The sequence below is a fragment of the Streptomyces rugosispiralis genome, assembly GCF_024505145.1.
In the GTDB taxonomy this organism is placed as follows: domain Bacteria; phylum Actinomycetota; class Actinomycetes; order Streptomycetales; family Streptomycetaceae; genus Streptomyces; species Streptomyces rugosispiralis.
The window spans coordinates 1-21,379 of record NZ_JANIAA010000034.1 but is presented as its reverse complement, the minus strand read 5'-3'; the positions used below and the strand labels follow the sequence as shown (position 1 = coordinate 21,379).

Annotated in this window: 15 protein-coding genes; 8 read left to right on the top strand and 7 right to left on the bottom strand. The window is 72.6% G+C overall.

From position 1 onward, the window contains the following. Positions 1 to 16: 16 nt before the first annotated feature. Entirely contained in the window at positions 17 to 1,183 is a 1,167-nt protein-coding gene (locus tag NP777_RS34835) for a lipid-transfer protein (RefSeq protein WP_256654182.1), read from the bottom strand. A gap of 116 nt (positions 1,184 to 1,299) precedes the next feature. On the opposite strand from NP777_RS34835, the gene NP777_RS34830 reads away from it, so the two are divergent. Continuing rightward, positions 1,300 to 2,910, top strand: coding sequence for a FadD3 family acyl-CoA ligase (locus NP777_RS34830; RefSeq protein WP_256654181.1), 1,611 nt, complete (start codon positions 1,300 to 1,302; stop codon positions 2,908 to 2,910). An 80-nt stretch (positions 2,911 to 2,990) separates the two neighbouring features. Here NP777_RS34830 and NP777_RS34825 read toward each other — a convergent pair whose 3' ends face one another. The 4 genes from NP777_RS34825 to NP777_RS34810 all read right to left on the bottom strand — a co-directional run bounded on the left by NP777_RS34825 (position 2,991) and on the right by NP777_RS34810 (position 9,448). After that, complete coding sequence (locus tag NP777_RS34825) at positions 2,991 to 3,167, bottom strand: hypothetical protein (protein WP_256654180.1); 177 nt, start codon at positions 3,165 to 3,167, stop codon at positions 2,991 to 2,993. A gap of 237 nt (positions 3,168 to 3,404) precedes the next feature. Next, positions 3,405 to 3,698 (bottom strand): hypothetical protein, encoded by a 294-nt coding sequence (locus NP777_RS34820; RefSeq protein WP_256654179.1) that lies wholly within the window; start codon positions 3,696 to 3,698, stop codon positions 3,405 to 3,407. Between the two features lie 285 nt (positions 3,699 to 3,983). Next, positions 3,984 to 6,917 (bottom strand): AfsR/SARP family transcriptional regulator, encoded by a 2,934-nt coding sequence (locus NP777_RS34815; protein WP_256654178.1) that lies wholly within the window; start codon positions 6,915 to 6,917, stop codon positions 3,984 to 3,986. A gap of 149 nt (positions 6,918 to 7,066) precedes the next feature. Next, positions 7,067 to 9,448, bottom strand: coding sequence for an ATP-binding protein (locus NP777_RS34810; protein WP_308405308.1), 2,382 nt, complete (start codon positions 9,446 to 9,448; stop codon positions 7,067 to 7,069). 322 nt (positions 9,449 to 9,770) lie between these two features. On the opposite strand from NP777_RS34810, the gene NP777_RS34805 reads away from it, so the two are divergent. Then, positions 9,771 to 11,000, top strand: a complete 1,230-nt coding sequence (locus NP777_RS34805; RefSeq protein WP_256654177.1) for an amidohydrolase family protein — start codon at positions 9,771 to 9,773, stop codon at positions 10,998 to 11,000. 196 nt (positions 11,001 to 11,196) lie between these two features. Here NP777_RS34805 and NP777_RS34800 read toward each other — a convergent pair whose 3' ends face one another. Beyond that, complete coding sequence (locus tag NP777_RS34800; RefSeq protein WP_256654176.1) at positions 11,197 to 12,255, bottom strand: AraC family transcriptional regulator; 1,059 nt, start codon at positions 12,253 to 12,255, stop codon at positions 11,197 to 11,199. Between the two features lie 211 nt (positions 12,256 to 12,466). Between NP777_RS34800 and NP777_RS34795 the strand changes: the two genes are divergently transcribed. The 6 genes from NP777_RS34795 (at position 12,467) to NP777_RS34770 (ending at position 19,635) form a co-directional block, all read left to right on the top strand. Beyond that, on the top strand, positions 12,467 to 13,420 hold the full coding sequence (locus NP777_RS34795; RefSeq protein ID WP_256654175.1) for an LLM class F420-dependent oxidoreductase: 954 nt from the start codon (positions 12,467 to 12,469) through the stop codon (positions 13,418 to 13,420). A gap of 66 nt (positions 13,421 to 13,486) precedes the next feature. Beyond that, a complete protein-coding gene (locus NP777_RS34790) occupies positions 13,487 to 14,269 on the top strand; it encodes an SDR family NAD(P)-dependent oxidoreductase (protein WP_256654259.1) in 783 nt (260 codons plus the stop codon). A gap of 574 nt (positions 14,270 to 14,843) precedes the next feature. After that, entirely contained in the window at positions 14,844 to 15,971 is a 1,128-nt protein-coding gene (locus NP777_RS34785; protein ID WP_191064030.1) for an LLM class flavin-dependent oxidoreductase, read from the top strand. Positions 15,972 to 16,095: 124 nt separating this feature from the next. Beyond that, a complete protein-coding gene (locus tag NP777_RS34780) occupies positions 16,096 to 17,838 on the top strand; it encodes an N-acyl-D-amino-acid deacylase family protein (protein ID WP_256654174.1) in 1,743 nt (580 codons plus the stop codon). Between the two features lie 286 nt (positions 17,839 to 18,124). After that, a complete protein-coding gene (locus NP777_RS34775; protein WP_256654258.1) occupies positions 18,125 to 18,889 on the top strand; it encodes an SDR family oxidoreductase in 765 nt (254 codons plus the stop codon). Positions 18,890 to 18,978: 89 nt separating this feature from the next. Next, positions 18,979 to 19,635: an O-methyltransferase gene (locus NP777_RS34770; protein ID WP_256654173.1), complete on the top strand. Its 657-nt coding sequence runs from the start codon at positions 18,979 to 18,981 to the stop codon at positions 19,633 to 19,635. Between the two features lie 33 nt (positions 19,636 to 19,668). On the opposite strand, the gene NP777_RS34765 is transcribed toward NP777_RS34770, so the two are convergent. Further along, positions 19,669 to 21,189 carry a CehA/McbA family metallohydrolase gene (locus NP777_RS34765; RefSeq protein WP_256654172.1) on the bottom strand — a complete coding sequence of 507 codons (1,521 nt, stop codon included), beginning with the start codon at positions 21,187 to 21,189 and terminating at the stop codon, positions 19,669 to 19,671. Positions 21,190 to 21,379 lie beyond the last annotated feature (190 nt).

Here is a 21,379-nt window from a genome sequence, read left to right as displayed (position 1 = left end):
CGTGTCATGCCGTCGCTCAACTCCTCAGCAGCAGGGCCGATGTGGGAACCCCTTCACCCGCCGTGACCAGGCAGGTCGTGGCGCCGGGCACCTGGGCGGTGCCGGTGCCGCGCAGCTGTCTGACCCCCTCGGTGATGAGGTTGAAGCCATGGACGTACGCCTCGCTGAGGCCGCCCCCGCCGGTGTTGAGCGGCAGCCGTCCGCCGATCTCCAGCGCGCCGCCCTCGGTGAAGGCGGCGCCCTCGCCCCGGGCGCAGAAGCCGTAGCCCTCCAGGGAGAGCGGGATCAGTGGGGTGAACGCGTCGTAGATCTGCGCGACATCCACGTCCTGCGGCCCGAAGTCGGCGGTTTTCCACAGCCGACGGGCGGCGGTCCAGGACGGGCCGGTGAGCGGGTCGTCGTTCCAGTAGTTGACCATCCCGTGGTGCTGGGCGGGCAGCCCCTGGGCGGCGGAGTGGACGTACACGGGCCGGTGCCGGCAGTCGCGCGCCCGTTCGGCCGACACCACCACACAGGCCAGCGCGCCATCGGTCTCGAGGCAGTTGTCGAAGAGGCAGAGGGGTTCGCTGATCCAGCGGGCGGTCATATACATCTCGCGGGTCAGCGGGCGGTCGTACATCATCGCGGCGGGGTTCTGGTTGGCCCGGTTGCGGCAGGCCAGCGCCACATTGAAGAAGTGATCGCGGGTCGCGCCGTACTCGTGCATATAGCGCCGCGCCAGCAGCCCGATCTCATCGGCCGGGCGCAGCAGTCCGTACGGCCGGGTCCACTGGGCCGGAGTGGGCAGCTGCACCCGGGTGTTGGTCCAGGGGCGCGGCCCGCTGCCGCGCTTGCGCGACCGCCAGGCCACCCCGACGCTCGCCTGCCCGGTGGCGATCGCGGCGGCCAGGTGCGCGACGGTCGCACATGAACCGCCGCCCCCGTAGCCGACCTTGCCGAAGAAGGTCACGTCCCCGGCGCCGATGGCCTTGGCGATCTCGACCTCGTCGGTCTCCTCCATGGTGTACGAGGCGAAGGCGTCCACCTCGGACGGGGCGATACCGGCGTCGTCGAGCGCGGCCAGGATCGCCCGGCAGGCCAGGGTCTTCTCGGACTCGGGGAGGCGTTTGGCGAACGGGGTCTGCCCGATACCTGCTATCGCCGTCGCGTCCTTCAAGGTCGCTGTCGCCCTTGCCGCCCCCATGGCCGCCTCCGTGGTCGCGTTCACCGGTGCTGACAGCGGGGAAGGCTACCGCTAATCTGACGGGTAGTCAGCTACTGGGGTCGTCCGTCCCGGGATCCGGGGAGGGGAGCGGTCCGATGGAACAGGCGGAGCAGGGGTACACCATCCCGGCCCTGATCCGGGCGGCGGTCGCGCGGTACGGCCCGGACGAGGCCGTCGTCGAGGGCCGCGCCCGGATCTCGTACGCCGAGCTCGGCGCCCGGATCGAGCGCGCGGCGGCCGCGTGCGTCGCCTCGGGTCTCGAACCGGGCGACCGCGCCGCGATCTGGGCGCCCAACACCACCGACTGGATCGTGGCGGCGCTCGGCGCGGTCACCGCGGGCGGGGTGCTGGTCCCGGTCAACACCCGGTTCAAGGGCGGTGAGGCGGCGTATGTGCTGCGCCGCACCCGGGCCACGCATCTGTTCATCACCGGCACCTTCCTGGGCACCTCGTATGTGGCGTCGCTGCGCCGGGCGGCGGGGGAGGGGCCGGGCCGCGGCCCCCTGCCGGGCCTGCCCTATCTGCGGGAGGTGGTGGTCCTCGCCGACAACGGCCCGGAGGACTTCCGCACCTGGACGGACTTCCTGGCGCTGGGTGACGCCGTGCCACCGGAGGAGGTGCGCTCCCGGGCGCGGGCGGTGCGCCCCGCGGATCCCTCCGACATCACCTTCACCTCCGGCACCACCGGCCACCCCAAGGGCGTGGTGACCACGCACTCCCAGACGGTGCGGGTCTTCGACACCTGGAGCGAGATCACGGGGCTGACGGCGGGCGACCGCTATCTCATCGTGAATCCGTTCTTCCACACCTTCGGTTACAAGGCGGGGATCATCGCCTGTCTGAGCCGCGGCGCGACGATGGTGCCGCAGCCGGTGTTCAGCGTGGAGACGGCCCTGGCCAATATCGCCGCCGAGCGCATCACCGTCCTCCCCGGCCCGCCCACCCTCCATCAGTCCCTGCTCGACCACCCCTCCCGCGCCACCCACGACCTGTCCACCCTGCGCCTGGTCGTCACCGGCGCCGCCGTGGTCCCGCTGGAGCTGGTGGAGCGGCTGCGCTCGGAGCTCGGGGTCGCCACCGTGCTGACGGCGTACGGTCTGACGGAGGCGTCCGGCACCGTCACGATGTGCCGCCGCGGCGATCCGCCCGAGGTCATCGCGGGCACGGCGGGTCGCGCGATCCCGGACACCGAAGTCAAGATCGCCATGGCCACCGGTCGTGAACTCCCCCCGGGGCGGCCGGGCGAGGTCTGGGTCCGCGGCTACCACGTCACATCCGGCTACTTCGAGGATCCGATCGCCACGTCCCGCACCATCACCCCCGACGGCTGGCTGCGGACCGGCGATGTGGGGGTGATGGACGAGCGGGGCAATCTGCGCATCACCGACCGCATCAAGGACATGTTCATCGTCGGCGGCTTCAACGCCTACCCCGCCGAGATCGAGCAACTCATCGCCCGCCACCCCGATGTGGCCGACGTCGCCGTGATCGGCATCCCCGACCCGCGCCTGGGCGAGGTGGCCAAGGCGTACGCGGTCCGCCGCCCGGACTCGACGCTGACGGCGGACGACCTGATCGCCTGGTCGCGCCGCGAGATGGCCAACTACAAGGTGCCCCGGCAGGTGGAGTTCCTCCCCGAGCTGCCGCGCAACGCCAGCGGCAAGGTACTCAAGGCGAAGCTGCGGGCCGGGCGGTCACCGTCCTAGGGACCTGGCTTGCCCAGGGCCCTGGGCCCCGGGAGCGGAAGGGCACGAGGGGCCGAGCCTCCGGCCCGGCCCCTCACCGCTCACTGGGGGGCGACGGGCATGTGCTCGTCCTGCACGCTCAACAGACCCCCCTGCTCGGCCGTTACGGACTGGCCGGGCGCCGGCATGTGCTCGTCGGCGACGGCCGGGGACGAGGCGCTGAGGGCGGCGGCTGTTGCGATGGCGAACGCGACGAGGATCTTCTTTGTTCTGGTCATATGACTCTCCATGAGAAGCAAGATTGCTATCCAAAAAGAAATCTAATGATGAAGTGCCCGTTTGTAAGCCATTCTCACCGAAAATGGGTTCGACTTGAGGAAATACCTCGGCACGGCAATCCACGCGACAGCAGGGATCGGCGTCGATGGCACCCCCTCCGTGCCACCGACGGACCGATCCCTGCGAAGTGCCCCGTGGGCCCTGTGTGTTGCTCCCGCCTGCCTGCCGCCTACCCCTTATGCCGTCTTGTCCCTGGCGGTCAGGGGCTTGGGCGCCGGCGCGTGCTCGTCCTGGGTGGAGAGCTGCGGCGGCACCGGGGCGTGCTCGTCCTTGGCGGTCAGGGGCTTGGGCGCCGGCGCGTGCTCGTCCTGGGTGGACAGCTGCGGCGGCACCGGGGCGTGCTCATCCTTGGCCGCCAGCGGCCTCGGGGCGGGCGCGTGCTCGTCCTGCGTGATGAGCTGCGGCGGCACGGGCGCGTGCTCGTCGAGCGGCCGGTAGGCGTCGGACTCGGGCTTCTTGTCCTGGGTCATGAGGATCAGCTCCATGGGATAGGGCGGCAGGTTGTGTGGCGACGCCCGCCCGGCGACTCCCCCGTGGGTCGCCGGACGGGCATCTCAGGGCTGCTCACGCTAGTGGTGAGTCCCGACAACCGACCCGTCTGCCCCCCGCGGGGACGGATCGACTGCTTCAAGAATGGCCGTCGGCGATAAACGATTGATGAACGCGGTGGCGCAGGGCGTTACGCGGTCGCGCGGCCGGTCGCGCGGGCCCCTTACTCGGAGTCCGTCATCTGCGGGCTCGTTGCACGGAGTCCGTTACGCGGCCGCCGCGGGCTCCAGGAGTCCGCGCACCTCGTCCGCCTCGGCGGCGCCCAACTGCTCGTGGATGGTCAGCGCCTCGCGCCAGCAGGCCTCCGCGCGGCCGGTCTGGCCGATCGCGATGAGCGCCTTGCCCAGCACGGTCAGCACGATCGCCCGCCGCCACTCGCCGCCGATGCCGCGCAGCGCGAGCGCCTGTTCGGCGTGCGAGGCGGCCTGCGCCGGCCGGTTCACCGTGAGGTGGGCCTCCGCGATGCGCTGGTGGGTCATCCCCTCCCACAGGGGCTGGCGGCTCTCGTGGAACAGGGACAGCGCGTCCGTCAGGTGCGCGAGCGCCTCGTCCGGGCGTCCCGCCCGGGTCAGGACCAGGCCGAGCGCGTACTTGCCGTTGGCCAGGCGCAGGGTGCGCCCCAGGTCCTCGTAGATCTTGACGCCCTGCCGGGCCAGTTCGACGGCGCTCGCCACCCGGGCCAGCTCCAGGTGGACGCGCGACAGGTTGCACAGGGCGCTGGCCTCGCCCGGCGCGTTGCGGTCCTTGCGGAAGGCGGTGATGGCCTGGAGGAGGTGGGTCTCCGCCTCGTTGAGCCGCTGCTGGACGAGCGCGATGATGCCGCGCTGGTTCAGGGCGCGGCAGGCGGGGACCGGGTCGTCGGCGGCCAGCCCCAGCGCCGCGGCCCGGCGGGCCTCGTCGTCGGCCTGGTCATAACGGCCCGCCAGGCTGCGCACATGGGCGAGGAAGGTGCGGGCGCGGCCCTCCGCGTGGGCGTCGTCCTGGGCCCGCGCCGCGTCGCTGATGGCGACCGCGGTGATCTCGTACTGACGCGAATTGGCCCCGGACTCGGCCAGGTCGACCGCGGCCATCAGGAGGTCCGCGGCGCGGCGCAGCGTGTCCGGGCGGGCGGCCGACTGCTGGGCGCAGGCGAGCAGCGGGTCGGACTCGGCGAAGAGCCAGTCCAGCGCGGCCTCGCGGTCCGGGAAGGCCAGACCGGGGTAGCGCGTCGTCTCCAGGTGGTCCACCAGCCGGTCGCCGGGCCGCTCCAGCCCGTAGACCTCGGCGGCCGTCGCCAGGTAGAAGTCCAGCAGGCGCGACATCGCCGCGTCCCGCTCGGAGGGCGGCTGCTCATCGCGCTCGGCGCAGGCGCGGGCGAAGAGGCGCACGAGGTCGTGGAAGCGGTAGCGGCCGGGCGCGGCGGACTCCAGCAGGCTGGTGTCGACCAGGGATTCCAGGAGGTCCTCGGCGCGGTCGACATCGAGGTCGAGGACGGCCGCGGCCGCCGCCAGCGAGATGTCCGGCCCCTCGGCCAGGCCCAGCAGCCGGAACGCCCTCGCCTGCTGGGGCTCGAGCTGGCCGTACCCCAGCTCGAAGGTGGCCTTGACCGCCAGATCGCCCACCCGCAGCTCGTCCAGGCGCCGCCGCTCGTCGGCCAGCTTGCGGGCGAGCACGGACACGGTCCAGGTGCGGCGGGCGGCGAGGCGGGAGGCGGCGATGCGGATGGCGAGCGGCAGGAAGCCGCACGCGGCGACGACGTCCATGGCCGCGTCGCGCTCGCTGACGACACGCTCCTCGCCCACTATCCGGGTGAAGAGGGCGAGGGCCTCCTCCGGGCTCATCACGTCCAGGTCGACCAGGTGGGCGCTCTCCAGGTCGACCATCCGGATCCGGCTGGTGACCAGGGCGGCGCAGCCCTCCGTACCGGGCAGCAGCGGGCGCACCTGGGCCGCGTCCCGGGCGTTGTCCAGCAGCGTCAGCACCCGGCGGCCGTCCAGCGTGGAGCGGTAGAGGGCGGCGCGCTCCTCGACGCCGTCGGGGATGCTGGAGTCCGGTGTGCCGAGGGCCCGCAGGAAGGATCCGAGGACCGCCTCCGGCTCGGCCGGGGCCGGGCCCGCGCCCTGGAGGTCCACATAGAGCTGGCCGTCCGGGAAGTGGAGGCGCGCGGTGTGCGCCACATGGACGGCGAGGGTCGTCTTGCCGACTCCGCCGATCCCGGCGACCGCTGACACGGCCATGACATGCCCTTCGGCGGTGGCCAGGTGGTCGCCCAGCTCCTTCACGAAGGCCACTCGGCCCGTGAAGTCCGAGACCGAGGCCGGGAGCTGCGCGGGCCGTACGAAGACCGGACCGGCCGGGGCCTGCTCCGCGGCGGCGCTGGGCGCGGCGAGCTCGGCATCGGCCTGGAGGATGCGCTGCTGGAGCTCGGAGAGCTCGGCGCAGGGGTCCACGCCCAGCTCCTCGGCGAGCAGCCGGCGGGTGTCGGTGTAGACGGCGAGCGCCTCGGCCTGCCGTCCGCTGCGGTAGAGGGCCAGCATCAGCAGTTCGCGCAACCGCTCCCGCAGCGGATGGGCGGCGGTCAGCGCGGTCAGCTCGGAGACGGCCTCCGCGTGGTGGCCGAGCTCCAGGTCGAGGTCCAGGCGCGCCTCGACCAGGGAAAGATGCCGCTCGGTGAGCCGCACCCGCTGCGTCTCGGCGTAGGGCCCCGGCACCTGGGCCAGCGGCTCGCCGTCCCACAGGTCCAGCGCCTTGCCGAACAGCTCGCGCGCCCGCGGCCGGTCCCCCGAGTGCTGGGCCTTCTCCGCCTCGGTGGCCAACTGCTCGACCACGTCGATGTCCAGGGCGCCGAGGCCGACCCGGATCGCGTACCCGCCCGACTCGCTGGCCAGCACCTCGGAGTCGGGCCCGAACGCCTTGCGCAGCCGGGAGGCGTACGTGCGCAGCGCGGCGATCGCCGCGTCCGGGGGGTCGTCCCCCCAGAGGGCGTCGATCAGCTCCGGCGCCGTCGCGGTTCTGCCGCCCCGCAGCAACAGCGCTGCCAGCAGCGCTCGTTGTTGCGGTGAGCCGGTGCTGAGCTGCTGTTCGCTCCGCCACGCCCGGACCGGTCCGAGCACGGTGAAGCGCATGTGCTGCCGCTGCGCCTGCTCCTTGTCGCGGGCCATGTCTCCCCCTGCCTGTGCTTCCCAGTCGCACGGGTCAGTTTGCCTTGTCGGCGGCGGTTACGTCAGTAGGGGCCAGCTGTCTCCACAAGGCCCGCCAGAGTTGTCCGACTTCATATGGCTGGCACACCGTCAGTTCGCGGGTGCGGCGGTCAATGGGTCGTCATACCCCCGGGAGGGTCCGGGTGGAGGCGGCCCGCGCCGTGGGGTGGCGCGGCCGACGAGATCGACGGGATCCCCATCAGCGCGCTCACCTCCTCGCGCTCCGGCGACCCCAGTCGCTGGTAGATGGCCAGCGCCTCCTGCCAGCACTCCCTGGCCCGATCGGTCTGGCCGACCTCGGACAGCGCCTTGCCCAGGACCGTCAGCAGCGACCCGCGGCGCCACTCGCCGCACAGGCCCTGCATGGCCAGCGACCTCTCGGCGTGCCATGCGGCTCGGGCCGGACGGCCTGCGGCCAGATGGGTTTCGGCAAGCCGGAAATGGGCCATTCCCTCCCACAGCTGCTGGCGGGTGTCCCGGAATATGCCCAGGGCCTGGGTCAGATGGGTCAGGGCCTCGTCCAGCCGGCCCGTGCGGGTCAGCGCGATCCCGAGCGTGTACCGCCCGTTGGCCAGCCGCAGCGAGGCGCCCAGCCGCTGGTAGATCTCGAGCGCCTGCTCGGCCAGCTCCACCCCGGCCTGGGCGCGGCCCTTGTCGATGTGGACGCGTGCGAGGTTGGACAGGGCGCTGGCCTCACCGGCCTCGTTGGCGTCGGCGCGGAAGGCGGCGAGCGCCCGGTTGAAGTAAGCCTCGGCCTCCTCCCTCCGGCCCTGGTCCAGGACGATGCTGCCGAGCCGGTTGGGCACACGGCTGGCGAGCATCGGATCCCTGGCGGCCAGCTCCAGGTCCAGCGCCCGCTCCAGCTCCCGCTCGGCGTGCTCGAACCGGCCGGTGAAGTAGTACAGGTTCCCGAGGGTGGACCGTGCCCGGGCCTCGGTGCGCACATCCCCCGCCGACTGGGCCGATTCGATGATCGCCTCGGCCACCCCCTGGTACTGGTGGGACCTGGCCCCCGACTCGGCGAGGTCCAGGGCGGCGGTCAGCAGGTCCGCCACGCGGCGGCGCCGGCCGTCGGCGACGCACTGCCGGGCGCACGCGAGCAGACAGTCTGCCTCGGTGAACAGCCAGTCCAGCGCGGCCCCGGACGACTCGAAGGTGAGACCGGGACGGGTGGTGGGCGCGAGGTGCTCGACGGTGCGGTCGCCCGGCCGCTCGGCGGCGTAGACCCGTGCCGCGGTGGCCAGATAGAAGTCCAGCAGACGGGAGAGCGCGGCCTCCCGCTCCGCCTCGGGGAGATCGTCCCGCTCCGCGCAGGTCCGCGCGTACAGCCGCAGGAGGTCGTGGAGGCGATAGCGCCCCGGCACGGTGGGCTCCAGGAGCGAGGTGCCGACCAGCGATTCCATGAGCGCCCGGGAGGAGGCGTCGTCCAGGCCGAGCACGGCCGCCGCGGCGGGCAGCGAGATGTCCGGCCCCCCGGCCAGCCCGAGCAGCCGGAACGCCCGCGCCTGCTCCGGTTCCAACTGGCCGTAGCCGAGCTCGAAGCTGGCCTTGACCGCCAGATCGCCGGCCCGCAGCTCGTCCAGCCTGCGCCGCTCGTCGGCCAGCTTGCGGGCCAGTACGGACACCGTCCAGGTGCGCCGGGAGGCGAGGCGGGACGCGGCTATGCGGATCGCGAGCGGCAGGAAGCCGCAGGACGCCAGGACGTCCATCACCTCCTCGCGCTCGACGGCCGCCCGCTCCTCGCCCACGATGAGCGCGAAGAGGGAGAACGCCTCCCCCGGGCTCATCACGTCCAGATCGACCGGATGGGCGCCGTCCAGGCCCGCCATGGTGGCGCGGCCGGTGATCAGGGTCGCGCAGCCGTGCGGGGCCGCGTGGCCGTGCGGGCCGTCGCCGGGCAGGAGCGGCCGGATCTGGTCGGTGTCACGGGCGTTGTCCAGCAGGACGAGGACCCGGCGGCCGGCGAGCGCCGAGCGGTAGAGGGCGGTGCGTTCCTCGGTGCCGTCCGGGATGGCGGCGTCCGGGATGCCGAGGGAGCGCAGGAAGGCGGCCAGCACGGCGTCGGGCTCGGCGGGGGAGGGGCCCGCGCCCCGGAGGTCCGCGTAGAGCTGCCCGTCGGGGAAGTGGCGGCGGGCCGCGTGGGCCACATGGACGGCCAGGGCGGTCTTGCCGATGCCGCCGATGCCGGAGACGGCGAGGACGGGGGGAGCGCCGCCCTGGGCGGTCAGCAGGCCGCTCAGCTCCCGTACGGCGTCGGCGCGTCCGGTGAAGTCCGGGGCGGCGGCGGGTAGCTGGGCGGGTCGTACGAGGGGGGCGGCCGTGGATCGGTGGCCGGTCAGCGCCGTGGGGTCGCGGAGCGCCGTGGGATCACGGCGTGCCGTGGGCCCGTGCGCTGCCGTGGGCTCGGCGAACTCTGCCGCGATGAGCCATTCCCGTTCCCCAAGCCGCTTGTCGCCGACCATGGTGCCCCCCGCGCTTACGTTTCCCTGCACGGCCAGTCTGCCCGCTCGACCGGTTATTCGTCAGTAAAGAGCGCGTCTGTCCGGGCCGCGCGCCGGGGTGGCGGAGGGCCGCGCGCCGGGTGGCCGACGACCGCGTGCGGGTGGCCGAGAGCCGCGTGCCGGGTGGCCGAGAGTCGCGCGCTGGGTGGCCGAGAGTCGCGCGCTGGGCGAATGACGCCCGCGTGCCGCACGGTTGACCGCCGTGTGCCGCACGGTTGGCCGCCGTGTGCCGCGCGGTGGTGGGGCGTGCCGCGCGGTGGTGGGGCGTGCCGCGATAGCTGACGATCCGTCAGATCGGCGCTACCGTGCAGTCATGGAGAGCTTCCCGAAGATAATCTCGGTGGACGACCACACGGTTGAGCCCCCTCACGTCTGGCGGGACCGGCTCCCGTCGAAGTACCGCGACAGCGGGCCGCGCATCGTCCGGGCGCCGCTGAAGGAGATGACCTTCATCGGCGGCAAGTTCGCCCCGAAGATGGGCGCGCCCGGGGACGACGGGCCGCTCGCGGACTGGTGGGTGTACGAGGAGCTGCACCGGCCGCTGACCCGGCTGGACACCGCCGTCGGCTACGCCCGCGACGAGGTCAAGCTGGAGGCCATCACCTACGAGCAGATGCGGCCGGGCTCCTTCTCGGTGCCGGACCGGCTCGCGGACATGGACGTCAACCACGTCCAGTCCGCGCTCTGCTTCCCGACCTTCCCCCGCTTCTGCGGGCAGACCTTCACCGAGGCCCCCGACCGCGAGCTGGGGCTGCTCGGGGTCCGGGCGTACAACGACTGGATGGTGGAGGAGTGGTGCGGCCCCGAGGCGCGGGGCAGGCTGATTCCGCTGATCATCATCCCGCTGTGGGACGCCGAACTGGCCGCCGCCGAGGTGCGGCGGAACGCGGCGCGCGGGGTGCGGGCCGTCTGCTTCTCGGAGATCCCGCCGAACCTGGGGCTGCCGTCGATCCACACCGACGACTGGGACCCCCTCCTCGCCGCCTGCGACGAGACCGGCACGGTCATCGCGATGCACATCGGCTCCTCCTCGAGGATGCCCTCGACCTCCGCGGACGCGCCCCCCGCGGTCGGCTCCACGATCACCTTCGCCAACTGCTGCTTCTCGATGGTCGACTGGCTGATGAGCGGGAAGTTCGAGCGCTTCCCGAACCTCAAGGTGATGTACGCGGAGGGCCAGATCGGCTGGATCCCCTACATCCTCGAGCGCGCCGATGTGGTGTGGGAGGAGAACCGGGGCTGGGGCGGAGTGGCCGACAAGGTGCTGCGCCCGCCGTCCGAGCTGTTCGCCGAGCATGTCTACGGCTGCTTCTTCGACGACGCCTTCGGGCTGCGCAACCTCGACGCGATCGGGGTCGGCAACGTGCTGTACGAGACGGACTATCCGCACTCGGACTCCACCTGGCCCAAGTCCCGGGAGGTCGGCGAGGCGCAGATGGGCCATCTGGCGCCGGATGTGGTGGAGCGGATCGTACGCGGCAACGCGATCGAGCTGCTGGGGCTCACGGCGGACGGGCTGTGGGCGGGGGCGCCGGGGGCGTAGCGGGGCGGTCGCGGCGCCGCCGTCCTGGTCGCGGAGGGGTGTCGGTCCTGGCGCCGTCCTGGTCGCGGAGGGGCGTCGGTCCCGGTGCCGACCCGGTCACGGAGGAGCAAGAAAGCGGTCACTGCCGGTCAATGACAACCCCGGGGCCCTCCGGCAGGCTGTGGGGCGTATCGGTCCTCCCCGTCACCCCACGCCGTCACCCACCCCCTACGACGTGACAGGGGTCGTGGGTGGCGCGGAGGGCCGAGTGTCCGAGCGCACCGGGCGTCGCGGGGGTAGCGCCCGGCGCGCGGGACACGAGTGCCAGATGCCGGTAGTCGCTGGGCGGCATCCCGTACGCGGCGCGGAAGGCGCGGCTGAAGACGGCGGGGTGGGCGAAGCCCCAGCGGGCGGCGAGTTCGTGGATGCGGACCGTGAGCAGGCCGGGGTCGGTGAGGTCGCGCCGGACGTGGTCCAGCCGCTGCTGCCGGATCCACGCGGAGACCGTGGTGTCGCGGGCCCGGAAGAGCCGGTGCAGATGGCCGACGGAGATGTGGTGCGCGGCGGCGATGGTGGCCGGTGACAGCTCCGGGTCGGACAGGTTCCGCAGGATGAAGTTCTGCACCCGCAGGGCCAGGGCGTGCCGGCGGGTCTCGGGCGGCAGCGCGTCGTCGGCCTCGACGGCCTGGGCGAGCAGCGCCGCCGCCAGGTCGATCAGTACGGTGCCGATGCGCGGCCCGTCGGAGGGGCGTAACGAGCGGTCCGCCGCGAGCCGGGTGAGGAATCCCGTCAGCAGGGCGCCCACCCCTTCGCGCGCCGGGATGGGCCGGGCGAGCAGCCGGTCGATCCGGTCGTGGGGCACCGGGATCAGGGCCTTGGGGATCTCCAGCCCCACGCCCCCGGGAGGTCCGCCGAAGGCCAGACAGTCGAAGGGCCGTGAGGTGTCGACGACATAGAGGCCCTCCGCGTGGTGCGCGGCCTCCTGGCGGGACTGGGAGACTTGGAGGTTTCCCTCCTGGATGAACGAGAAGTGATACAGCTCGGGGTCGGACTGCCGGATGAGCTTGGGCGTCCGCCGGAAGTCCATCTCACGGAACTTCGTGGGCCATACGGAGGCGGCGCCGAACTCGAGGATGCGCACCTCTCCCCGGAAGTCCCGGGTGTGGTCGCTGGTCATCTCCATCGGTGCCATGAGCTGTGCCATCTGCTCGCGCCAGAAGTCGAACCGATCCGCTCTGGGCAGATCCTCACAGCGGAAGACCGTCTCGATCATCACATGCCCCTTTGTGTGCCCCTTACTGTGCCTCCGTGGTGGCCCCTGGGCGGGGAGGCGGGCATGGGCCCCGAGGTCCGAACGCCGTCCGTACGCTAGCAAAGCGCCGCGCGGCGGGACGAGACCGCCGTACCCCTTGTCTGATGGACCGTCAGATACGACCATGTCCGACGTCAGATACGACGATGACGGTCCACCGACAAGGAGGCCCGGCATGCGCGTCCTGCCCCGGGGCCGGTTGAGCTACGGCATGCAGCTGCCGATCCAGTCGCAGTCCACCCTCTACGCCGAGCCGTGGGAGGCCGGGGCGGGCCCGGCCGAGCTGCTCGAGGTCGCCCGCGCCGCCGACCGGCTCGGCTTCGCGTACCTCGCCGTCTGCGACCACGTCGCGATCCCGCGGCGGCTGGCCGCGGCCATGGGCACCGTCTGGTACGACCCGGTGGCCACCCTCGGCTGGCTCGCCGCGGCCACCGAGCGGGTGCGGCTGCTCAGCCATGTGGCGGTCGCCGCGCTGCGCCATCCGCTGCTGACCGCCAAGCAGTACGCCACGCTCGACCATCTCTCCGGCGGCCGGCTGATCCTCGGGGTCGGGGCCGGGCACGTCCGGGAGGAGTTCGAGGCGCTGGGGGTGGACTTCGCCCGGCGCGGGGCGCTGCTGGACGAGACGGTCGACGCGCTGAAGGCGGCGCTGGGGCCGGAGGAGTTCCCCGGCTTCCGCGGCGAGCGGTTCGCGTTCAGTGACCTCGGGCAGGCCCCGCGCCCCGTCCAGACACCGCGGCCCCCGCTGTGGGTCGGCGGCTCCTCGCCCGCGGCGGTGCGCCGGGCGGCGGTCCGGGGTGACGGCTGGCTGCCGCAGGGCGATCCGCGCGATCGGCTGCCGGGCCAGCTCGCCCGGCTGCGCGAGCTGCGCGAGGAGGCGGGGATCGACGAGCCCGCCGAGATCGGCGCGATCGCCGAGCCGCTGTACGTGGGCGAACCCGGCTGGGACGTGGGGCGCCGGACCCTCACCGGCGCGCCGGAACGGCTGGCCGAGAGCCTGCGCGCGTACGCCGCGATGGGGGTGGACCAGATCCAGGTGCGGTTCCGCTGCCGGGGCCACACCGAACTGACCGACCAGATGGCGGCCTTCGCCGCCGATGTCGCTCCGCACCTCGATGACTGGCGATGACCAGCGAATGACTGGCGATGACCAGCGAATGACTGGCGATGACTAGTGATGACTAGGGAGAACGGAATGGGCAAGCTGGACGGGCGGGTCGTCATCATCACCGGGGCGGCGCGCGGACAGGGCGAGCAGGAGGCGCGGCTGTTCGCGGCCGAGGGTGCGCGCGTGGTCCTCGGCGACGTACTGGACGAGCCGGGCGAGGCGCTGGCCAAGGAGCTGGGGGAGGGGGCCCGGTTCGTCCATCTGGACGTGGGCCGCGAGGACGACTGGACCGCCGCCGTCGCCGCCGCGAAGGACGCCTTCGGCTCGGTGGACGGCCTGGTCAACAACGCCGGGATCCTCCGCTTCAACGAGCTGGTCGGCACCCCGCTGGCGGAGTACCTGGAGGTGGTGCAGGTCAACCAGGTCGGCACGTTCCTGGGGATGCGGACGGTCGTGCCGGAGCTGGCGGCGGCGGGCGGCGGGACGATCGTGAACACCGCCTCGTACGTCGCCCTGTCCGGTATGCCGCTGCTGACCGCGTACGCCGCGACGAAGGCGGCGGTGGTGGGGATGACGCGGGTGGCCGCGATGGAGCTCGCGGACAAGGGCATCCGGGTCAACGCGATGTGCCCGGGTGCGGTCGACACGCCCATGACCAACCCGGCCCAGCTCGACCGGGAAGCGGACACCACGGAGGCGACGGCGGCGGTCGACGAGCTCTACCGAAAGCTGGTGCCGTTGGGCCGGATCGGCCGCCCGGAGGAGGTGGCGCGTCTTGCGCTCTTCCTCTCCTCGGAGGACTCCTCGTACATCACCGGGCAGCCGTTCGTCGTCGACGGCGGCTGGCTGACGGGTGTCTCGGTCTTCTAGGGGTGCCCGCCCGACCGCACGGCCCGCGACGGCTTCTTCCCCTCCCCGCCCCTCCCCTCAACTGGGGCTCCACCCCAGCCCCCGACCAGTCGGCCGACGACGGCGACGGCCGACTCACCGCCCCCGGGGGCCCAGGGACGGAGCGAACCCGGGACTCCGCCCGGGTCTGGTGCGGGCGCCCCGGATGTGCGCGGGTGTCCGCGGGGTCATCTGCCCGCGGGTCCGGGGTTCCGCCCGCGTGCCCGGGGTTCCGTCCGGATCCGGCCCGGACGACCCGGATGTGCGCGGGTGTCCGCCCGGTCATCCGTCGCGTCGGCGCCGGGGCCTCGGTTCCCGGGGTCCAGGGGCGGAGCCCCTGGTAGCGGGAAGGGGCGGGGAGGGGAAAGGCCCGCCGGGACACCCCCGTGGGCCCTCCGGCCCCATCCCGCCCGGCCCGGCTTTGGCCCCTCCGGCCCGGCCCGACCCCGCCCGGCCCGGCTATCCACGGGCCTTGACGGTCCGTGCCCGCGGTGCCAGAGTCAATCAAAATCTGACGATCCGTCAGATCGACGTTCGTCTGAGGCGGTGAACCTCCATGGAATTCGGACTCTTTGTGCAGGGCTACGTCCCCGAAAGCCGACGCCGAACCGACCCCGAGGCCGAGCATCACGCGCTCGTCGAGGAGACCGAGTACGTCATCCAGGCCGACCGGTCGGGCTTCAAGTACGTATGGGCCTCCGAGCACCACTTCCTGGACGAGTACTCCCACCTCTCCGCGAACGACGTCTTCCTCGGCTATCTCGCCCACGCCACCGAGCGCATCCACCTCGGCTCCGGCATCTTCAACCCGCTGCCGCAGGTCAACCACCCGGTCAAGGTGGCCGAGAAGGTCGCGATGCTCGACCACCTCTCCGGCGGCCGGTTCGAGTTCGGCTCCGGCCGGGGCGCTGGCAGCCACGAGATCCTCGGCTTCCTGCCGGGCGTGACCGACATGAACGCCACCAAGGAGATCTGGGAAGAGACGATCGCCGAGTTCCCCAAGATGTGGCTGCAGGACGAGTACCAGGGCTTCACCGGCAAGCACTGGTCCCTGCCCCCGCGCAAGGTGCTGCCCAAGCCGTACGGGGCCGCCCACCCGGCGATGTGGTACGCGGCCGGATCGCCGCCCTCGTACGCGATGGCGGGCAAGAAGGGCCTCGGCGTGCTCGGCTTCTCCATCCAGAAGGTCTCCGACATGGAGTGGGTGCTCGACTCCTACAAGAACGCGATCAAGGAGGCCGAGCCGGTCGGCGGCTTCGTCAACGACAACGTGATGGTCACCTCGACCGCGATCTGCGCCGAGACCCACGCCAAGGCCGTCGAGGTCGCGCTCGGCGGAGGGCTCAACTACCTGCAGTCGCTGCTCTTCCGCTACCACGACACCTTCCCCCGCCCGGAAGGCATCCCGCAGTGGCCGGAACTGCTGCCGGAGTACACCGAGGAGATCATCGAACTCCTCATCGCCGAGGAGCTGATGATCTGCGGCGACCCGGACGAGGTCTTCCGCCAGTGCAAGCGGTGGGAGCAGGCCGGGGCCGACCAGCTGTCGTTCGGGCTGCCGATCGGGATCGGCTACGAGGACACGATGAACACGATCAAGCTCATCGGCGAGCACGTCATCCCGAAGATCGACACTGACCCGGTGCACCGGACGACCCGCTTCCGTCAGGCCGCCACCCAGTAGCCGCAGCCGCAGCCGCAGCCGCAGGCCGTAGCCGTCGGCCGCAGCCGCAGCCGCAGGCCGTAGCCGTCGGCCGCAGCCGCAGGCCTTAGCCGCCTGCCGCACACGCGAGAAGGGACCTGAACCCGTGCTCGACCACCTGATCAAGGGCGCCACCGTGGCGGACGGCACCGGCGCGCCCTCGTACGTCGCCGACGTCGGCATCCGGGACGGCCGGATCGTGGCCATCGCCGAGCCCGGGGGCGTCACCGAACCGGCCCGGTCCACCGAGGACGCCACCGGCCTCGTCCTCGCGCCCGGGTTCGTCGATCCGCACACCCACTACGACGCCCAGCTGTTCTGGGATCCGTACGCCACCCCCTCCATGAACCACGGCGTGACCACCGTGGCCGGTGGCAACTGCGGGTTCACCCTCGCCCCGCTCAACCCCGACCGGCCCGGCGACGCCGACTACACCCGGCGGATGATGAGCCGGGTCGAGGGCATGTCGCTGGTGGCGCTGGAGCAGGGCGCGCCCTGGAACTGGCACGGCTTCGGCGAGTACCTGGACGCGCTGGAGGGCCGGATCGCCGTCAACGCGGGTTTCATGGTGGGGCACTGCGCACTGCGCCGCCATGTGATGGGCGAGGACGCGATCGGCGGGCAGCCCAGCCCGGCGCAGCTGGCGGAGATGCTGCGGCTGTTCCACGAGGCGATGGACGCGGGGGCGTGGGGGCTGTCCACCACCCAGTCCTCGACCCACTCGGACGGGGACGGACAGCCGGTCGCCTCCCGTCACGCCGAGCCCCGGGAACTCCTGGCGCTCTCCCGGGCCGTCGGCGACCACGAGGGGACGCAGATCGAGGCGATCGTGGCGGGCTGTCTCGACCAGTTCGCCGACGAGGAGATCGAGCTGCTGGTGGACATGAGCGCGGCCGCCGGCCGCCCGCTCAACTGGAACGTGCTGACCATCGACGCGGCCGTCCCCGAGCGGGTGCCGCGCCAGCTCCAGGCCAGCGAACGCGCCCGTAAGGCGGGCGGCAGGATCGTCGCGCTCACGATGCCGATCCTCACCCCCATGAACATGTCGCTCGGCACCTTCTGCGCGCTCAACCTCATCCCGGGCTGGGGCGACATCCTGGGGCTGCCCATCCCGGAACGGATCGCCAAGCTCCGCGACCCGGCCGTACGGGAGGAGATGCTGCGCCGCGCGGGCAGCCCCGAGGCCGGGGTCTTCCGGCGGCTCACCCACTTCGGGCGGTACGTCATCGGCGACACCTACAGCGCGGCCAACGCCGGGCTGACCGGGCGCGTCGTCCGCGACATCGCCGCCGAGCGCGGGCAGGAGGCGTTCCACTGCCTGGTGGAGATCTGCGCGGCGGACGAGATGCGTACGGTGCTGTGGCCGATGCCGACCGACAACGACCCGGCCAGCTGGGAGCTGCGACGGCAGACCTGGGAGCACGAGGACGTCATGCTCGGCGGTTCGGACGCCGGGGCCCATCTGGACCGGATGTGCGGCGCCCCGTACACCACCCGCTTCATCGGCGACTGTCTGCGCGGACGGAAGCTGGTCGGCCTGGAGCGGGCGGTGCGGATGCTGACGGACGATCCGGCGCGGCTGCTCGGACTCCGCGAGCGCGGCCGGATCGCCGAGGGCTACCACGCCGACCTGGTCCTCTTCGACCCCGACCGGATCGACGCGGGCCAGGCGCGGCTGGTCCACGACCTGCCGGGCGAGAGCCCCCGGCTGGACTCGCGCGCGACGGGCATCGTGAGCGTCCGGGTGGGCGGCACGGAGACCATCCGGGACGACGAGATCACCGGCGCGGTACCGGGGCGGGTGCTCCGGTCGGGCCGCGACACGGAGACGGTGAGCACGAGGGGCTGAGACGGTGGTGAACGCTGCGGCCGGGGGCGGCGGGCGCGGTGGGTCCGACAGCCCCGCCGGACCCGGCAGCGGACGTGAGGGGGCTGGGGCCGGCGGCCCCGCCGGCCCTGCCGCCCCCGCTGCCCCCTCCGGACCCTCCGGACCCTCCGGACCCTCCGGACCCTCCGGACCCTCCGGACCCTCCGAACTCACCGAACCCATCGAACTCACCGAACCCATCGAACTCACCGAACCCATCGAACTCACCGAACCCATCGAACTCACTGAACCCTCCGGACCCACCGGACTGCGGGGAGGCGGCTCCCTCGTCGGCCGGGCCGCCCTGGTCACGGGCGGCTCACGGGGCATCGGGCTCGCCGTGGCGGAGGCGCTGACGGCGGACGGTGCGGCGGTGTGCGTCACGGCGCGGGACCCGAGGGGGCTGGCCGACGCCGTACGCCGCCTCGGTCCGCGCGCCATCGGCTGCCCGGGGGACGTGGCGGACCCGGCCCATCCGGAGGCGGCGGTGGCCCGCGCCCTGGCCGAGTTCGGCCGTCTCGACATCCTGGTCAACAACGCCGCCACCAACGCGCCGCTCGGCCCGCTGATGGCAGCGGACCCGCTCGCCTGGCGCACGGCCTTCACGGTCAACGTGGAGGCCCCGCTGCGGCTGACCCAGGCGGCCTGGCGCGGCTGGATGCGCGAGCATGGCGGGGCGGTCGTCAACATCTGCACCGAGGGCACCCACGGCGTCGGTCCGGACGTCGGCGCCTACGGCACCACCAAGACCGCCCTCCTCCGCCTCACCCGCCAGCTCGCCGCCGAACTCGCCCCCTCCGTCCGCGTCAACGCCGTCTCGCCGGGCCTGATCCGCACCGAGATGGCCCGCTTCGTCTGGGAGCCCGGCGAACAGGAGATCGCCGCGACGCTCCCGCTCGCCCGTATCGGCGAACCGGAGGACGTGGCGCGTGCGGTCCGCTGGCTGGTCTCGGACGAGGCGTCCTGGGTCACCGGCACGGACCTGGTGGTGGACGGCGGCCGCCGGGTCCGCGCGGCACGCCGCCCCAACTGACCGGACGGCCGGCCCCCCGTTCCTCGATCGATCAGGGGCAGCCCCATATGCACTAGACGAGACGCAACGTTGCGTCTACTCTAGCTTTCATGACACTCACTCACACCCTTGCCGACCCCCGGGTCGAGGCCGCCATCAGCCACATGTTCAAGCTGGCCGAGCAGGACGAGACCGCCCAGGCGCAGCTTCCGCCCGGCGCGCTGGAAATGGCCCCGCAGGAACTCGCCGACGCCGCGGCCGGGATCTATATGCCGATCTCCGCCGATGGCGGGAAGCTGCTCTACAACCTGGTGCGGGCCATCCGTCCGGCCACGGTGGTCGAGTTCGGGATGTCCTACGGGATCTCCACGCTCCATCTGGCCGCCGCCGTGCGGGACAACGGCACCGGGCGCGTCGTCACCACGGAGATGAGCAAGGAGAAGATCGCCGCGGCCCGCCGCACCTTCACCGAGACCGGGCTCGACGACCTGATCACCGTGTTGGAGGGGGACGCCCGGGAGACCCTCGCCGGCCTCGAGGGCCCCTTGGAGCTGGTCCTGCTCGACGGCTGGAAGGACCTGTGCCTGCCCGTGCTGCGGATGCTCGAACCGAGCCTGCGGCCCGGCGCCCTCGTCGTGGCCGACGACATCGACCAGTTCGAGGGCCCCATGCGGCCGTACCTCGACTACGTACGCGACCCGGCGAACGGCTACCAGAACGTCAGCTTCCCCATCGAGGACGGTATGGAGATCAGCTGCCGCCTCTGACGCCGCCCGCCGCGCCGCGCGGTCAGGGAGCCGTCAGCGCTCGCCCAGCCAGATCGGGTTCGTCATCGCCGCCATCGGGCCCGGTATGCCCGATGCCCCGCCGTCCGCCGGGGCGCGGCGGACCTCGGCGCGGACGTACGCCGCGTAGGACGGCGTGGTGCGCCATTCGGCCGTGAGCTCACCGGAGGCGGGGACCGGGGTTCCGTAGAGCTGGCCCTGATCGGTGATGAACCGCACCGAGCAGCCCGGACCCACGCCGGAGACCTTCAGCCGGACCGTGACCTCCTCCGCGCCGCCGACCTTCAGGCGCTCGCCGATTCCGGCGTGCTTGCCGCGTCCGCCGACCGCCTCGAAGGTGAGGTCGATCTTCGAGGACTCCGCGATCCAGCTGCGGCCGGCCCGGATGCCCTCCTGGACGGCGGTGCGGGAGAGGTCGTCGGCGAGCACCACCGTCTGGGGCAGGCCCACGACCTGGGGCTCGCGGTGGGCGTCGCTGTGGCCGACGGCGGGCAGCCAGCGGCCGTCGCCACGGGCGGCGGCCACCAGCGTGTTGTCCCACTCGGAGATCGTGACCTCGTCGTCGGGGGTGAAGTCCGCGTTCCACACTTCGACCGCGTCGGCCTCGTTGAAGCCGAACTTCCAGTTGCAGCCGACACAGGTGCCGTGCGGATGGGCCGGGATCACCAGGCCGCCGGCCTGCCGGACCTTGCGGGCGAACTGGCCGAAGCGGTTGTCCCGGGCGCGGTAGCGCCAGTCGATGAAGACGCCGGGGTCGGTGCCGAGGGCGACCACGTGCCCGTTGCGCGTGGTGATCTCCTCACCGGTGAGGATCAGCAGGTCGTCGCCCCACAGGCCCTCGAACGCGGCATGCGCCGACGTCGTGTTGTGCTCGGTGGTGGTGATGAAGTCCAGCCCCGCGGCACGGGCGGCGGCGACCAGTTCGGCCGGGGTGCGCTTGCCGTCGGAGTGCACGGTGTGCAGATGCGAGTCGCCCCGGTACCAGGCGCGGCCCCGGCCCTTCGCCCGCTGCGGCGGGTACACGGACCTCGGGGTGGTGCCGGGCGCGCCGTACCGCAGTGTGACGGTGACCTTGTAGTCCAGGCCCTGCGGGGCGACCGTGTACGGCCCCAGCACCACATGCCAGGTGCCCGCCTTGACCGGGCCCGCCAGATAGCCGGGGGTGGCCTCCTCGGCGCTGATGGCGAACTCCGTACGGGCCCCGCCGGACCAGCCGCGGAAGCCGCGCCCGCCCAGCTCCGTGCCGCGCTCGTCGAAGATGCCGATGTCGCAGGCGTTGCCCTGGGTGCCGGCCGGGACGGTCGGCTTGTCGTACGAATACGACACGGCGATCTCGCGCACGCCGCCCGGCACCTCGACCGGTACGTAGACGAAGTCGGGCGCGCCGGTGGGCAGATGACCGCTGAGGGTCTTGGTCTGCTCAGGACCGTCGGCCGCGCCTGCCGCGTCGGCCTGCGTGAAGGTCATGGGATCGAGTGTCAGCACACCCGCCGCGCCCGCAAGCGCGGAGAGCCTGAGTACATCGCGTCGCTGCATGAGGTGCCCCCCAGAGTCGAGAGTGCCGTCCGACACCCGCGTGACACCGTTGTACGCGTGGGTGACACGCGCGGAAAGCCCTGTGGATAACTCCATGGCCGAGAGGGAACGGACGGCCCCGCCCCGGCCCCGCCGCCCCCGCCCGGCGATCCGGGCTCCCGCCAAGTCCCGTCCGGGCGGGGTCCGTCGG

Bases quoted from the DNA above. Each gene is read 5' to 3' on its own strand.
- NP777_RS34835 (WP_256654182.1), bottom strand. From the start codon at position 1,183: ATGGGGGCGGCAAGGGCGACAGCGACCTTGAAGGACGCGACGGCGATA.
- NP777_RS34830 (WP_256654181.1), top strand. From the start codon at position 1,300: ATGGAACAGGCGGAGCAGGGGTACACCATCCCGGCCCTGATCCGGGCG.
- NP777_RS34825 (WP_256654180.1), bottom strand. From the start codon at position 3,167: ATGACCAGAACAAAGAAGATCCTCGTCGCGTTCGCCATCGCAACAGCC.
- NP777_RS34820 (WP_256654179.1), bottom strand. From the start codon at position 3,698: ATGACCCAGGACAAGAAGCCCGAGTCCGACGCCTACCGGCCGCTCGAC.
- NP777_RS34815 (WP_256654178.1), bottom strand. From the start codon at position 6,917: ATGGCCCGCGACAAGGAGCAGGCGCAGCGGCAGCACATGCGCTTCACC.
- NP777_RS34805 (WP_256654177.1), top strand. From the start codon at position 9,771: ATGGAGAGCTTCCCGAAGATAATCTCGGTGGACGACCACACGGTTGAG.
- NP777_RS34795 (WP_256654175.1), top strand. From the start codon at position 12,467: ATGCGCGTCCTGCCCCGGGGCCGGTTGAGCTACGGCATGCAGCTGCCG.
- NP777_RS34790 (WP_256654259.1), top strand. From the start codon at position 13,487: ATGGGCAAGCTGGACGGGCGGGTCGTCATCATCACCGGGGCGGCGCGC.
- NP777_RS34785 (WP_191064030.1), top strand. From the start codon at position 14,844: ATGGAATTCGGACTCTTTGTGCAGGGCTACGTCCCCGAAAGCCGACGC.
- NP777_RS34770 (WP_256654173.1), top strand. From the start codon at position 18,979: ATGACACTCACTCACACCCTTGCCGACCCCCGGGTCGAGGCCGCCATC.
- NP777_RS34765 (WP_256654172.1), bottom strand. From the start codon at position 21,189: ATGCAGCGACGCGATGTACTCAGGCTCTCCGCGCTTGCGGGCGCGGCG.